Genomic DNA, 14,546 nt, shown 5'->3' on the forward strand with positions numbered 1-14,546 from the left:
CACCTCGCGCTGCACATCGGATGAAGACCAGCGGCTGAGTTCTTTGGCGTAGTCGAGAATTTGGCTCACGACCTCGCGCCGCGCTTCCGGATTGCGCCAGAGCTTGCATTCGACGAGCACCGGCAGGCCGGACGGCGTGACCATGAAATTGTCGATTGGGCCGGCGGGCGCGTTCAGTTCGGTGCAAATCGGCACCGGGCCTGAAAACATCGCGTCGATCTCGGCGATCGGTAAGCACGCCGGGTGCTCATGAACGAGCGCCTGGATGTAGGCCTCGCTCACCGCGTCGCCGCCGCCTTGCTGGGCGATGGGTTTTAGCGGCTCCGCGCCGCCCGAACCCGAATGTAGAAGAAGTGGAACGCTATATTACCGATCAGGCGCATCACGAGCTTTTCGGCCAAATTCACCGATGCGCCTCTCGCCGAAGGGAAATTTGAAACCTATTTGCACGAGCGCGAAAACGCCAAAGAGCCGCGCGCCGTAAGGCTTTCGCGCCCCCGGTTGCCAATGATTAATTGTTCTGCAGCCCGAACGCGCCTGATTGACCCCAGGTCAGAAACGCTAACGCGAGCTCGATCGCGCGCTCGAAAAAGCCAATCGCTCGCGCATTTTCCGCCGCTTCGATCTTGGCGAAATGCCACAGCCCGCGGTGATAGCATTCCCAGGCGTCGAGGTTGTCGGGCGGCTTGCGCGCGGCGCGCTCGCGCTCGCTGCGCTCCATCGTCGGCAGGATCGCGATGGAGACCGCGGCGGTGATCTCGTCCTGCACCGCGAAAATGTCGTTGAGGTCGCGGTCGTAGCGCTCGGCCCATAGGTGCCCGCCGGTTGTCGCCTCGATCAGCTGTCCCGTGACCCGCACGCGGTTTCCGGCCTTGCGCACGCTGCCTTCGAGCACATAGCGCACGCCCAATTCGCGTCCGACCGTCTTCACGTCGACCGCGCGGCCCTTGTAGGTGAAGCTCGAATTACGTGCGATCACGAACAGCCAGCGAATGCGCGACAAGGCCGTGATGATGTCCTCCACAACGCCGTCGGTGAAGTACTCCTGCTCGATGTCGCCGCTTAGGTTCAGGAACGGGAGCGCGGCAATTGAGGGCCTGTCGGGGAGGGCCGGCGCCTCTGCGATGGTCTGGCCCGGTGCGTCGGGCTCGGTGCTGACCGCGGCGGAGCGACTGGCGATCTCGGTGACGTCGCCGACGAACCGGAATCCCTTGCGGGCGATCGTTCGAAGCAGGCGCTGGTTCTGCCCGCTGTCGCCGATGGCCTTGCGCGCCGCGTTGATGTGACTGGTCAGGGTCGATTCAGAGACGATCCGCCCGGCCCACACGGCATCCAGGAGCTCGTCCTTGCTGACGACGTGCTCGCGGTTCCGCAGCAGATGGAGCAGCAGGTCGAAGACCTGCGGCCCGACGGCGATCGGCTCGGCGCTGCGCGTGAGCTCCCGCCGGTCCGAGTCGATCACGTAGTCCTCGAACGCGTACCGCACTTAGTCCTCTCATCGCCGCTCATCGCCATGGCCGGCAAGCCATTGATAGCACGGTGATCATCGCCGAAGCTCGCGCGAGTTGTCGCGCCGGTAAAGAAGCAAGCGGAAACTGCCGGAACAGCGGGGCGCTTTCTCGGCACGTCTTGCTCTTTTGTCTCGCCGTCTTGGACGGAAACCCAAGCGAAATTCAATCGCGCTTCAAGGCCGCCACAAGGCTTTCCGGCCGCCGATCCGGCATCCTTTCGCGTCGAATAAGACACAACCTGACACTCCCTTGCATACCCTTGGAGGGCAAAATCATGAAAATTGTCGTCATCGGAGGCACCGGCCTGATCGGATCAAAGCTCGTCAAGAAACTGCAGGAGAAGAGTCATAATGCCATCGCGGCCGCGCCCAATACCGGCGTCAACACCATCACGGGCGAGGGACTGAAGGAGGCTCTCTCCGGCGCACAGGTCGTCGTCGATCTGGCCAACGCGCCGGTGTGGGAGGACAAGGCGGTGCTCGAATTCTTCGAAACCTCGGGCCGCAACCTGATGGCCGCGGAAAAGGCCGCCGGCGTGAAGCATCATCTGGCGCTGTCGATCGTCGGCAGCGACCGCAGTCCCGACAGTGGCTACCTCCGCGCCAAGGTGGCGCAGGAGAATCTGATCAAGGCGTCCGGCATTCCCTATACGATCCTGCGCTCGACGCAGTTCTTCGAGTTCGTCGGAGGCATCGTCAAATCGGGCGCAGAAGGCGATCTGGTCCGGCTGTCGCCCGCGCTGTTCCAGCCGATCGCCTCGGACGACGTGGTCGCCAATTTGGCCGAGCTGACACTCGCACCGCCGGTTAACGGCACCGTCGAGGTTGCGGGCCCGGAAGCCTATCCGATGGACAAGTTCGCGCGCAAGTTCCTGGCCGCGAGCGGCGACCAGCGCAAGGTGATCGCCGACGTGCATTGGCGCTACTTCGGCGCGGAGTTGAACGACCGCTCGCTGACGCCCGGCGATCGCCCCCGGCTCGGCTCCATCCGCTTCGACGACTGGCTCAGCCGCAACGCGGTTCATAGCTGAAGCACGGGAGATAACATGATCATCCGGGCAACGAACGAAAGACCAACTATGACGATCAAGCTCGTTGCGTTGGTTCTTCTGTGCCTCATGACCGGCACGGCGGTGGCTCAGGAGCCTAAGGTCACGTCACTCATGTCTAAGGATCTTCCGGAGAATCCCGGCAGGGAAGCTCTGATGATCACAGTCGAGCATGCGCCCGGCGGGTCGAGCGCTATCCACCGACACAATGCACATGCGTTTGTTTACGTGCTGGAGGGCTCCGTCGTGATGCAGCTGAAGGGTGGACAACAGGTGACACTGACACCAGGACAGACCTTCTATGAAGGCCCCGATGATGTTCATGTCGTCGACCGGAACGCAAGCGGCACCCGGCCGGCGAAATTCCTGGTGCTCTTGATCAAGGACAAGGGCGCCCCGGCGCTCGTGCCCGCACAGTGACTGTTACAACCCGAGTACACGAAACTGACGCGGGAAAGGCCCTGCCTGATGTTTGCTGCGATGCATGAGTCCGCTTGCGGGGCACTTTCGGACATGCCGATCGCCTCTGAGAATGTTCGCTATTCGGGGTAGACTGGAAGTGAGCGGCGCGGGGTCAAAGTGACGCGATTGACCCCGAACGGATCAGCGATCGGCAATTGACTGAGCGAAACTGTCAGAGGCGCGCCAGGATTGACGCCGCGGGTTGGGCAACTCCGTGGGCTACCCGATGCTGGCTGCAAACCGTTCGGCCAGACGTTGCTGCGGGAATGCCTCCACGACGAAATCGACGAAGACGCGCGTCTTGGCCGGCAGCTGCGCGCGGCTTGCGTAATAGATCGAGATCGGTCCGCCGTCGGCATCGATCGCCGCATCGAATCCTTCGGCGATCGGATCGACCTGCCGGCTTTCAAACTGCCAGTGGGGACGGACATCAGGATAGTGTTTCAAAAATTCCGGTAAGGAAACGCGCGCCCGCTTCGGTCAGAGTAAGCTTCCGTGTGCTGCGGTGGAAAAGCCGGACGCCGAGATTACCATCGCGAGACGAATCGTTCCGTTTACGGATCGAGTTCGGTGTCCCAGTACAAGTAGTCGAGCCAGCTGTCGTGCAGATAGTTGGGAGGGAACAGCCGGCCGTTGCGATGCAGCTGATGCACGCTCGGCGCGAACGGCTGCTGCCTCGGGAACATCCGTGCCTGCTGCGGCGTCAAATTGCCCTTGCGCAAATTGCATGGGGAGCACGCCGCCACGACATTTTCCCACGTGGTCTGGCCGCCTTTGCTGCGCGGAATGATGTGGTCGAAGGTGAGATCATCGCTCGACTGGCAATATTGGCAGGCGAATCGATCGCGCAGGAAGACGTTGAACCGGGTAAAGGCGGGATGGGTGCTCGGCTTGACGAAGGATTTCAGCGACACCACGCTCGGCAGCTGCATCTCGAAAGTGGGGCTGCGGACCGCGCGGTCGTAGTGTTCGACGATGTTGACGCGCTCGAGAAACACCGCCTTGATCGCGTCCTGCCACGACCAGAGGGATAGCGGATAGTAACTCAGCGGCCGGAAATCCGCATTTAATACCAGTACCGGCCAACCGCCTTGCGAGACATGTGCGTTCAAGTAACGCTCCCGGCCTCCATATAGCTGCGAAGCAGCATGCGTTGACATACTACATGCAGCGTGACGGGATTGTGAAGAGCGTTGGCGGCCTTATCCGACTTGACGCCTTACTCTCGAGCCGCATTGCAGAGGCCGTGCCAGGGCCGCTAAAGGAGGCAGGCGGCACTTTTTGGCCGCATTTGGACACGGCAGAAATGGACACCACGTCCCGCTACCTCGAAGCGCCGCGCCGGTTGAGGGCCTTTGTGAGGGCCCATGAAACGAACCTGATCGGTCTTGCGGCGCTGGTTGGAACCGTCGGCGGACTGGTGGTGTCGGCGATGAGCGCCACGGTTCAAATGCTCCACGTCGTGCTGTTCAACCTCGAAATGGGAGAACGACTTTCAAGCCAGGTCAGCATTGAGCCGCTGCGCGCGCTGCTGGTTCCGAGTCTCGGCGGTCTTCTGTTGGGACTGGCCTTCCTGTTTCTCGCGCGCTTCCGGCCGGCACGCGAAGTCGATCCCATCGAGGCCAACGCGCTGCATGGAGGACGAATGTCGTTTCGGGGAAGCGTAATCGTGGCCTTGCAGACGATCTGGTCGAGCGGGGTCGGCGCTTCGGTCGGACTCGAAGCGGGCTACACGCAGCTTTCGAGCGGACTTGCCGCCTCGCTCGGCCGCGGATTTCACCTGCGCCGCGCCGATCAGCGTCTGATGGTCGGTTGCGGAGCGGCGGCCGCGATTGCAGGTGCGTTCGGCGCGCCGCTTGGCGGAGCGTTCTATGCCTTCGAACTCGTGCTCGGAGGATATACGCCGGCCAGTCTGACGCCGGTCGGCGTCGCCTCGGTGATCGGCTATTTCGTCGCCCAGAAATTTACTCCACTCTCCCTCGGCGTCGGCGTCGATGCGATCGGACACGTGCTCGGCCGCGATCTTGCGATCGCAGCCCTGCTCGGGGTTGCCGCAGCGCTCTATGGAATAGGCATCATGCGCGGGGTCGGCGTTTGCGAGGCTCTGCTGTCAAAGACAAGACTTTGGCCGCCCTTGCGGCCCGCGCTTGGCGGACTTGTCGTAGGCCTGCTCGCATTGATCACGCCGGAAGTCATGTCGTCGGGACATGGCGCGCTGCACCTTTCCGGAATCATCTCGATGCCGTTGATGTTTGTCCTGATGGTGTTCGCGTTAAAGACCGTCGCCTCGGTGGCTTCGCTGGGCTTCGGTTTCCGCGGCGGATTGTTTTTCGCCACGCTGTTTCTGGGTGCAATCGGCGGCCGCCTGTTCGCGGTTGCCGCCGGCATGCTTTGGCCGGGCCTTCACCTCGATCCGGACGTCTACGCGATCGTCGGCATGAGCGCGCTGTCGGCCTCCGTCATCGGCGGCCCGCTCACCATGTCTTTCATCGCGCTGGAATCGACAGGCGACCTCTGGTTAACGACGGTAGTGCTGGCCGCCGTGCTGATCTCGACCCAGATCACCCGCGAACTGTTCGGCTACTCGTTTGCGACCTGGCGATTGCATTTGCGCGGCGAGACCATCCGCAGCGCTGCCGACGTGGGTTGGATTCGCGATCTCACGGTCCGCCGCATGATGCGGCCGGACGTGGTGACCGTAAACGCAGAAATGGGAATCGCAGAATTCCGCGGCAAATTTCCGCCGGGGTCGAAGACCCAGGTGATTGCGGTAGATGATGCCGGCCATTACGAGGGGCTCGTGCTGGTGGCGGACGCGCATGCCCCCGACATCGACGCCGAGGAAGGTCTTCGTGGCATCCTTCATTGCCGGCGGGAGGTGCTGCATCCGGGGATGGATATCCGCGAGGCCATCGCAGCGTTTGATGCGGCTGAAGCCGAATCGCTTGCCGTGGTCGAGACCGGCGAAAACCGCCCCATCGGCATTCTGACCGAGGTGCACGCGATGCGGCGTTACGCCGAAGAATCCGAACGAAGGCGGCGCGAGGTGGTCGGCGATGTCTGATCGCTTTCTCTTCCCATCGCGGAGAAGTTCGATGCGCAAATGGATCATTGCGCTGCTCGCTGCAACGCTTGGTTCGGGATCGATCGGCCTGGCCGCGGCGCAGTCCTATCCGACCCGTCCAATCACCATGATCGTGCCGTTTCCCCCTGGCGGCGCAACCGACACGGTGGCGCGATATCTCGCCGAGGAGATGCGCCCGATTCTCGGCCAATCCATCATCATCGAGAACATCGCCGGCGCTGCCGGCAGCATCGGCGTCGGCCGCGCCGTCCGTTCGCCGGCCGATGGCTACACGCTCAGCGTCGGCACCTCGACCACGCATATGCTCACCGGCGGCCTCTACGCGCTCGCGTTTGACCTTTTGAAGGATCTCGAACCCGTCATTCTTATCGGCAGCGAACCGCTTCTGATTGCCGGCAAGAAGAGTCTGGCGGCCGACGATCTGAAGGGATTGATCGCCTGGCTCAAGGCCAATCCCGACAAGGCATCGGTCGGGATTGCCGGCGTCGGTGCGGCCGGCCATCTCGCCGGAATCTCGTTCCAGAAGGAGACCGCGACGCGATTTCAGTTCGTGCCCTATCGCGGCAATGCGCCGGCGATGCAGGATCTGTTGGCCGGACAGATCGATTTCATGATCGAGCCGTCGTCCAATTTCAGGTCGCTGGTCGCAACCGCAAGCATCAAGCCTTTTGCGGTCACCGGCAAGACGCGCCTTTCTTCCTCGCCCGATATTCCGACGGCGGACGAGGCAGGGTTACCAGGCTTTATTGCCTCGCTGTGGTACGGGCTTTGGGTGCCGAAGGATACGCCAAGGCAGATTGTCGAAAAACTGAACGCGACCATGCGCCAAGTGCTCGCCGATCCTGCAGTCGGGAGGCGGTTTGCCGACCTCGGCATCGAGATATCGCCGCAAGATCAGCGGACCCCGGAAGCGCTGCGAGCCTTTCAAAAGGCGGAGATGGAACGGTGGTGGCCGATCATCAAGGCGTCGAACCTCAGGGCAGAGTGAATTTCAAGCCTCAGAGGAGGCGCGAAGCGCCGTCTCGAACCATGAAGCCACGAGATTATCTCTCGGCAGGCGCGCGAGGCGCTCCTCGGGATGAGGCTTTAACTACGGCGTGGAAGCTTCCCGCGTCAGCGGCAGCAGACCCTCCTCGCAAGCCTTGATCTGCAGCGCCAGATATTTCGAATTGATACGGCATTGCGCCAGGCTGCCGGCGATGAACCAAAGGCCCGCCTGGCCGGTGCGCGTATACATGCTGCGCAGTTCCTGTCCGTCGCCGAATCCCCAGATCGCTCCGACGCGTGCGGCGATCTCCTCGCCGAACAGCTTGCGCACCAGATATTCCTGCGGTTTGTAGCCGGTCGCGAGAACGATCAAATCGGCGGCGAGCCGCTCGCCATTCTTCATCCGCACGCCCTCGGCCGCAAAGGATTCGACGTCGGAAAATTGCCTCAATCCGATCTCGCCGCGCACCACGAGATCGGAGCAGCCGACGTTGAAATAATAGCCGCCGCCGCGGGTCAGGTATTTGAACTGCCAGCCAGTGCCGCCATCGCCGAAATCGAGCTTGAAGCCGATCTGCGCGAGCCCATCGAGCAATTCCCTGTCGAATTTTCTGGATTGCTCGGTCATCAGCACGTGGCTTCTTTTGGCGAGCGTCAGCGGCATCGAGGTCGCGATCAGGTCGTTGTCCTCGAGCGTGCCTTCGTTGTACGCCGCATAGGCCAGTTGCGCCGATGGTTCGATATTGGTGATCAAGGTCGAGGAGCGCTGGAACAGCGTCACGTCTACGCCGCTTGAATAGAGGTCCTGCGCGATATCGTGACCGCTGTTTCCGGTGCCGATCACGAGCGCCTTCCTGCCCTTCCAGTCCTCGCCGTCGGTGTATTGGCTGGAATGCATGGTCGTGCCGGCGAAATTTTTCAGGCCCGCAATATCAGGCAGATTCGGAATGCCGCTGACGCCGGTCGCCATGACGACATGGCGTGGGTGCATTTTGCGTACGCTGCCGTCGGCGCGGCGCAGCACCACGGACCAGCGCTGCGCTGCCTCATCATAGGTGCCGCCCTCGAAAGTGGTGCCGGTCCAGAAGTTCAGCTCCATGGCCTCGACATAGGTCTCGAACCAGTTGGCGAGCTTGTCCTTTGGGATATAGACCGGCCAATTCGGCGGGAACGGCATATAGGGCAGGTGGTTTACCTGCACCTGATTATGCAGGGTCAACGCGTGGTATCGCTTGCGCCAGTTATCACCGATGCGCATTTCGCGATCGACGATCAGCGTATCGACCTGCAACTGCTTGCACCGCGCTGCGATCGAAAGCCCGGCCTGGCCGCCGCCCACCACCAGGACGACCGGATCGCGGTCGGCATAGGCCGTTGCGGCGTTGCGCTGATCGAGCCAGTTGGGCCCGCGAAAGTCACGCGAATAGGACTGCCCGCGCGGCCGTCTCGATCCGAGCGACTCCTCGAACCCCTTCAATTCGTCGAGCGCGGTCAGAAGCGTCCAGGCCTTCGGCGTGTTGGCATCGCTGGTATCGGGGATCAGCCGCAGAATACCGCTGCCACGACCTTGCGCGGTTTCGAATTTGAAGATCGCCTCGACCGCGTTGGTGCCGGCGCGAGTCACACGGCGTGGCGCGGCGCGTTCGGGATCGATCCTGAAATTGCGCGGCGCGGCGCGCCTGGCCAGCGCCGATAATTCTTTCACGATGGCATCGGCGCCATTGCTGGTTTGCAGGTTCCAGCTCAGCGCCAGCACATCGCGCCAATAGCTGTCGGGATGAAAGAGCGCCTGCAGCGCGCCGCCTTCGGGATGCGCGAGCGCGCCTTCGAATTGAGCCAGCCAGTGCGCGGCGGATACCGAGACGTCGTCTGTCCTGTCGAGCATGCGCGACCTCGCGGGCGTTTCCTCTGCCGCGAAGCTATACCCTTTGAGTTCGCTCAGAAAGCGGCTTAGTCCCAAAGCGAAAGAATGTGGCCCTGGTCGGGGCGAATATGCCCGTTATGCGTGTCGAGATAGACCGACTTTACCGCAGCCAGCCCGCGGCCTTCCACCACCGCGAGCCGGCCGGCAAGCGTGGGTGCAAAGTCCGACCACGCGGCGCCAAACCGCTGCTCGATGCCACCGGGCCCCCATTCTTTCGCGCGCTTGCGCATCTGATCGGGCGCGAAAAACCAGGTCGGTCTCGCGCCCGGCAATTCCGGTTCGTTGGTCAACAGGCTGCGGTGGGTGAGCCCGATCTGTCCGGAGTACCTCATCTGCTCGCCGAAATGCCGATGCAAGTTTGCACGCAACTCGCTGTTTCCCGCCATATCGACGAAGGCGACAGGTGAATCAGGCGGCAGCGATGTCACGCGGTCATAAGTCACGATCTCGTCGTAGCAGCCGAGCGAGCGGACAAACTCTACATTGGCGGCAGAGGTCAGTCCGGTCACCCGGATGGATGGGCGCTGGGTGTGCAGAAGATGCGCAAGCCCGAACGCGGTCTTGCTGGATGCGCTTGAAAGCAGTACGCGCGCGGCACCGAAAAAATCGTTCTCGGCAAGAAAATCATCGACCAGGAACGAGAGCATGAACAGCGGCCGCAGCAGTGCCTGATAGTCGCCGCCACGGCCGACGTAAGCAGGGTCGCCGCCGACGCGCGCGTAAGCATTGTACACCGGCGCCACGCCTTGCCGATGCGCGGCAGCGTCCCGCAAGCCGCGTTTGCTCACATCGGCCGCTTCGATGACAAGATGCGTCGCCATCGGAAAATAGCCGAACAGGCGTTCGCCGGTTTCGATCGAAGGATGGCGCGAGGCGATCACCTCGCCAAATCCCCACACCGGAATAATGCCGAAATTCTCCGGCGCCGGAAACAGCTGCCAGTATTTCAGCTGATCGCCGAGCGCAGCGTAGGTGATATTGTTGGCGGTGAAGGCGAAGCGATCGACCTTGATCAGCAGCGTTTCGTCAGCAAGCGCGTTCGCGTCCGGCAATCGGGCTTCGATGAACTTGCAGTCCTGCAGATTGTGGCGTGCAACGATGAAGTCGGTGGATTTCATTTCTTCGACCTCGGCGGTTGTGCTGCCGTGATCTTTGCGTCCACCGATGAACCTTTTGCAACAGGGACATTGTTTGAAACAGCGTTCGCCTTTGCCTTGTCCGCAATCACGCCCTCTCGTTTCTTGATCGCGCGGTAATAGGCCCACCACAGATGCGCTGCCGCGCCCCGCATCGGCCGCCACGGTTCGGCGAGCGGCGCCATCTCTTTCGCGGTCGGGCGCGTCCTCAATCCGAGTCCGATTTTCACCGCCTCCTGGACGGCGAGATCGCCAGCCGGCCAGGCGTCGCCATGTCCAAGGCAAAACAGCAGATAGAGGTCGGCGGTCCACGGGCCGATGCCGTGCAGCGAAACCAGCGTGTGATGCGCGGCGTCGGCCTCCTCGTTCGCCAGCACGTCGAGGTTCAGCCGTTCGGTGGCGATTTCGCGCGCCAGGTTTTTCAATGTCTTGATCTTCGCCGCCGAGAGGCCGAGACGCCCCAGGCGGTCGGCGCGGGCGCGGCGCAGCGAATCGTGGTGAAACGGATCGAACGCGGCGGCGAGGCGGGCCCAGATCGCCGCGGCGCTCGCGGTGGAAAGCTGTTGGCCGCAGATGATTGCCGCAAGCCCCGCAAAGCCGGCCTCCCGCCGCCGCAGCGCCGGCATGCCGGTGAGCTCGAACACGGGCTTGAGCCGCGGGTCCAGCTTTACCAGCGCGCGGATAGCTTCTTCAAGATCGTCCTGGCTGTTGAGATGTAGGATCATTGCGACCTAAAACCACCATGTCTTGTGAAAGAGATCAATGCCGCCGCCCGTCTTCCGCTTTGCGCCGAGCCCCAATGGATATCTCCATCTCGGCCACGCCTATTCAGCATTGCTGAATTTCGACCTGGCGCGCCGAACCGGCGGCAGCTTCCTGCTGCGCATCGAGGATATCGATGCGACGCGCTGCAGGCCGGAATTCGAGGAGGCGATTTATGAGGACCTTTCCTGGCTCGGCATCACCTGGCAAGCTCCGGTACGCCTGCAATCGGAGCATCTTGCCGACCATCGCGTCGCGCTCGAAAAATTGACGGCGCGCCGTCTCATCTATCCGAGTTTTGAAAGCCGCGCCGAGATCACCCGCCTGGTTGCGGAGAGGGAAGCGGTCGGGCCGTGGCCGCGTGATCCCGACGGCGCGCCGCATTATCCGGGCAATGCCCGGTCCCTGTCGCGCCAGCAGCGCACGCAATTGCTTCGATCGGACGCGCCTTACGCGCTGCGCCTCGATATGGCGGCGGCTCTCGCGCGCACCGGCCAACTGCACTGGGCCGAGCATGGGGCGGGGCCGAACGGGGAGAGCGGAAGGATCGCAGCGCGACCCGACGGATGGGGCGACGTCATCCTCGCGCGCAAGGAGACGCCGACCAGCTATCATCTCGCCGTCGTCATCGACGACGCCCTGCAAGGCGTAACGGAGGTCGTGCGGGGTGAGGATCTGTTCTGGTCGACCAGCGTACATCGGCTGTTGCAACGGCTGTTGGCGTTGCCGGAGCCGGCCTATCGCCATCACCGTCTGATCCTCGATTCCGACCGGCGAAAACTGTCGAAATCGAGCGCAGCCACCGGCTTGCGCGAACTCCGCGCCGCCGGAGCCACGCCAGCGGAAATCCGCCGCCTTGTCGGCCTGACTTGAGCGCCCCGTTTTGGACGAATTCTCGCCAGTGTGGCGGTTCAGAAGTCCGCCTCATTGCTGCTGCGACTTCGTCATGCGGACTTCTGAACCAAAGCCACACTAGAAAACAATGACTTGCTAGTGTCCTTTCGATTCCGAATTCGCAAACGGGGTCGCCGTAAAATGATACGAACTTCGGAATCAGGACACTGGTGGTCCGATGCGCTTCGGCGTGACTTTGCAAGGGCGAACGTGCCATGCTGGGCGTCGGCCGGATCGGGGGATTCATGGCGTCGAGATCGCGCCCACGGCGCACCAAGCGGGGGTCGAAAAGAGCTCAGCCGAAAAAACGCGCAGCAAAAGCTGCTGCCGGCAGGGCGCGAAAGCCCGCTGCCAAAATCGCCGCTCCCGGCGTGGTCGAGACCGCGCTCGCCACCTTCGCCCACGAGGTCCGCACCCCCCTTACCGGAATTCTCGCCATCAGCGATCTGCTCGCCACGTCCGACCTCGGCGAGCGTGAACGACGCTGGGCCGACACCATCAAGGCGGGCGCGGAGCATCTTGCCAGTCTGGCGACCGTGTTCGTCGACGCCGCCAGAAGCGGCCGTTCGGGATTTGCCCTGCGGGAGGAATTTTTCGATCTGCGCGCCTTCGCCCGCAGCGTGGGGGATTCACTGGGCGGCCGGGCGACCGCCAAGGGTCTGCAGTCCAAGACCGAGATTTTGGAAAAACTGCCGGCATTCGTGATCGGCGATCCCGTTCGCCTCCGCGCGGCATTGGAAAATCTGATCGACAATGCCACCAAATTCACCGAACACGGCGGCGTCGCCCTGGAGGTCAAACCGATCAGCGGCCCGGGGGACAAGATCGGCGTGGCCTTTGCGATTTCGGACAGCGGCATCGGCTTGACGCTCAAGGAAATCAAGCGTCTGTTCCGTCCCTTCTCGCAGGCCAACGTCAACATTGCCGCGCGTTTCGGCGGAGCAGGCCTTGGTCTGTCGTCGGTCAAGCAGCTCGCGCGCGCGATGGGGGGCGATATCGTCGTCGCGCCACGGCGCGGCGGTGGAACCACGTTCGTATTGACGGTATCGCTGAGGCGCGCGGAGGTTCCGGAATCGGCGGGTCCGGGATCGGATAGCGACGTTTCTTCCGACCGTCTGCGAGCGCTGCGCGTGCTCGGCGTCGAAGACAATCCCTTCGGCCGGGTCGTGCTCAACGCGGTGTTGAGCGAACTCGGTCATCAGGCGGAATTCATCGGCCACGGCGAGGCGGCGCCGGAGCGGCTCGCGCAAGGCGACTTCGACGCGGTGCTGATGGACATGGTGCTGCCGGGCATCAGCGGCATCGAGGCGATCAGGCGAATTCGCGCGCTTCCCTCCGTGCTCGGGCGCATCGCCATCATTGGGGTGTCGGGCCGGGGCGAGGACGAGGCGGCGTCGCGCGCGGCCGGCGCGGACGCCTTTCTGGTCAAGCCCGTGTCTCCGAGGGCCTTAGCGACTGCGCTGCTTGAAGCGACACGCCATGCGGCAGCCGCGACTTGATGATCGCGGCGTTCAGTTCCCCGCCATAGACGAAGATCGCGGCAATGAAATAGAGGAAGACCAGCGCAATGATGACCGATGCGAGTCCGGCATACATGGTCACGTAATTGTTGGCAAAGCGCGCAAGATACTGCCCGAACACGATGCCGGACACCAGCGACGCCGCCATGGTGAAGATGATGCCGGGCAGGATCTGCAGAAAGCTCCGCCGGCCCGCCGGCACCCAGGCATGGAGAATGAACAGCGCGACGATCAGCGCCGTGATGGTGACGCCGTAGCGCGCGAAGCTGAGCAGCTGCTCGTTGCTTTCGACGATCAGCGGGATGTGGCGGCGGGCGGCCTCGATGATCAGCGGCCCCAGCACGATCAGGAATGCCATCGCAAGCGAGGTGAAGGCGGCAATCAGCGTATAGCCGATCGATTCCAGCCGCAGCCAGTACCAGCGCCGCGTTTCAACGACGGAATAGGCGCGATTGAGCGCGATCCGCAGCGCTTCCACGCCGTTGGAGGCGAAATATACGGCCAGCACGGCGCCGACGGTGAGGATGTCGCCACGTGTCGTCGTCAGCACGTCGTGGATTTGGCCCGTCAGCGAATCGGCGACCTGCTTCGGCCACACTTGCAGCATCAGCCCCGCGGCCTGATCGGCAAGTTCCTTCGAGCCGAAGAACCCGGCAAGCGACGTCAGTACGATCAGAAATGGGAATAGCGCCATCAAGGTCGAAAGCGCGATATGGCTGGCGATGGCCCAGCCGTCATCGGCGAGGAACGTGTAGAACGCGTCTATGCAGACGTCGAAGATGTAGCGAATCTGCCGCACGATGAGCCCACGGATGGCAAAATAGACCGACCTACCTTCTGATATTATTGAGCTAAAAGCCAGATCGTTGCTTCGAGGTTGGACCCCCTCCCGGCAATGGCGCGTCCCCTGGCGCGGTGTTATGTACGAGAAATGGCTTCATTCTTGAGTAGCTTGGTTCTTCCGGTTGCGGTAGCTGCCGTCGCGTTCGTACTGCTGCTGGGTCTCATCAACATGATGCGGGGCGGATCGCCGAACCGGTCCCAGAAACTGATGCGGTTGCGCGTGTTGCTGCAATTCATCGCGGTCGTCATCATCATGCTCACGGTCTGGGCGATGGGACGCTAGAGCTCCGATTCCGAAGTTCGCAAGCTATCGCACGGCGACCTCTGATGCGGACTTCGGAATCAAAGGAGCTCTAGCAACTTGTTGATTCTGG

At 62.5% G+C, this 14,546-nt stretch carries 12 protein-coding genes and 3 pseudogenes; 7 read left to right on the forward strand and 8 right to left on the reverse strand.

Annotated elements, in window-relative coordinates; all coding sequences use genetic code 11:
• Window positions 1–282 (reverse strand): annotated as a pseudogene (locus tag VNX23_RS10760) (hypothetical protein); the annotation flags it as partial.
• Window positions 283–556: 274 nt separating this feature from the next.
• A pseudogene (locus tag VNX23_RS10765) lies at window positions 557–1,486 on the reverse strand (winged helix-turn-helix domain-containing protein); the annotation flags it as partial.
• Window positions 1,487–1,785: 299 nt separating this feature from the next.
• Here VNX23_RS10765 and VNX23_RS10770 point away from each other — a divergent pair.
• Together VNX23_RS10770 and VNX23_RS10775 are read left to right on the forward strand one after the other, a co-directional pair.
• Window positions 1,786–2,541, forward strand: coding sequence for an SDR family oxidoreductase (locus VNX23_RS10770; RefSeq protein ID WP_325629817.1), 756 nt, complete (start codon window positions 1,786–1,788; stop codon window positions 2,539–2,541).
• Between the two features lie 48 nt (window positions 2,542–2,589).
• Window positions 2,590–2,979: a cupin domain-containing protein gene (locus VNX23_RS10775; RefSeq protein WP_325629819.1), complete on the forward strand. Its 390-nt coding sequence runs from the start codon at window positions 2,590–2,592 to the stop codon at window positions 2,977–2,979.
• Between the two features lie 261 nt (window positions 2,980–3,240).
• Here the strand turns inward: VNX23_RS10775 and VNX23_RS10780 are convergent.
• Window positions 3,241–3,595: pseudogene (locus VNX23_RS10780) on the reverse strand (hypothetical protein); the annotation flags it as partial.
• Window positions 3,576–4,133 carry an HNH endonuclease gene (locus tag VNX23_RS10785; RefSeq protein WP_325629821.1) on the reverse strand — a complete coding sequence of 186 codons (558 nt, stop codon included), beginning with the start codon at window positions 4,131–4,133 and terminating at the stop codon, window positions 3,576–3,578. The gene VNX23_RS10785 and the pseudogene VNX23_RS10780, both read right to left, overlap by 20 nt.
• A gap of 194 nt (window positions 4,134–4,327) precedes the next feature.
• Here VNX23_RS10785 and VNX23_RS10790 point away from each other — a divergent pair, with 194 nt between their 5' ends.
• Entirely contained in the window at window positions 4,328–6,085 is a 1,758-nt protein-coding gene (locus VNX23_RS10790; protein ID WP_325629823.1) for a chloride channel protein, read from the forward strand.
• A 31-nt stretch (window positions 6,086–6,116) separates the two neighbouring features.
• Window positions 6,117–7,094: a tripartite tricarboxylate transporter substrate-binding protein gene (locus VNX23_RS10795; RefSeq protein ID WP_325629825.1), complete on the forward strand. Its 978-nt coding sequence runs from the start codon at window positions 6,117–6,119 to the stop codon at window positions 7,092–7,094.
• A 102-nt stretch (window positions 7,095–7,196) separates the two neighbouring features.
• On the opposite strand, the gene VNX23_RS10800 is transcribed toward VNX23_RS10795, so the two are convergent.
• The 3 genes from VNX23_RS10800 to VNX23_RS10810 form a co-directional block, all read right to left on the reverse strand.
• Entirely contained in the window at window positions 7,197–8,978 is a 1,782-nt protein-coding gene (locus tag VNX23_RS10800; RefSeq protein ID WP_325629827.1) for an NAD(P)/FAD-dependent oxidoreductase, read from the reverse strand.
• A 65-nt stretch (window positions 8,979–9,043) separates the two neighbouring features.
• Window positions 9,044–10,135 (reverse strand): DUF2855 family protein, encoded by a 1,092-nt coding sequence (locus VNX23_RS10805; RefSeq protein ID WP_325629829.1) that lies wholly within the window; start codon window positions 10,133–10,135, stop codon window positions 9,044–9,046.
• Window positions 10,132–10,878, reverse strand: a complete 747-nt coding sequence (locus tag VNX23_RS10810; protein WP_325629831.1) for a DNA-3-methyladenine glycosylase 2 family protein — start codon at window positions 10,876–10,878, stop codon at window positions 10,132–10,134. The genes VNX23_RS10805 and VNX23_RS10810 overlap by 4 nt, the downstream gene beginning before the upstream one ends.
• Before the next feature lie 37 nt (window positions 10,879–10,915).
• Here VNX23_RS10810 and gluQRS point away from each other — a divergent pair, with 37 nt between their 5' ends.
• A complete protein-coding gene (gene gluQRS / locus VNX23_RS10815; protein WP_325629833.1) occupies window positions 10,916–11,788 on the forward strand; it encodes a tRNA glutamyl-Q(34) synthetase GluQRS in 873 nt (290 codons plus the stop codon).
• Window positions 11,789–12,054: 266 nt separating this feature from the next.
• Window positions 12,055–13,308: an ATP-binding protein gene (locus VNX23_RS10820; protein WP_325629835.1), complete on the forward strand. Its 1,254-nt coding sequence runs from the start codon at window positions 12,055–12,057 to the stop codon at window positions 13,306–13,308.
• On the opposite strand, the gene VNX23_RS10825 is transcribed toward VNX23_RS10820, so the two are convergent.
• On the reverse strand, window positions 13,235–14,128 hold the full coding sequence (locus VNX23_RS10825) for a YihY/virulence factor BrkB family protein (RefSeq protein ID WP_325629837.1): 894 nt from the start codon (window positions 14,126–14,128) through the stop codon (window positions 13,235–13,237). The two genes, VNX23_RS10820 and VNX23_RS10825, sit on opposite strands and share 74 nt — an antisense overlap.
• 132 nt (window positions 14,129–14,260) lie before the next feature.
• Here VNX23_RS10825 and VNX23_RS10830 point away from each other — a divergent pair, with 132 nt between their 5' ends.
• Window positions 14,261–14,455, forward strand: coding sequence for a twin transmembrane helix small protein (locus VNX23_RS10830; protein WP_325629839.1), 195 nt, complete (start codon window positions 14,261–14,263; stop codon window positions 14,453–14,455).
• Window positions 14,456–14,546 lie beyond the last annotated feature (91 nt).

It is taken from the genome of Bradyrhizobium sp. (assembly GCF_035570375.1).
GTDB lineage: Bacteria > Pseudomonadota > Alphaproteobacteria > Rhizobiales > Xanthobacteraceae > Bradyrhizobium.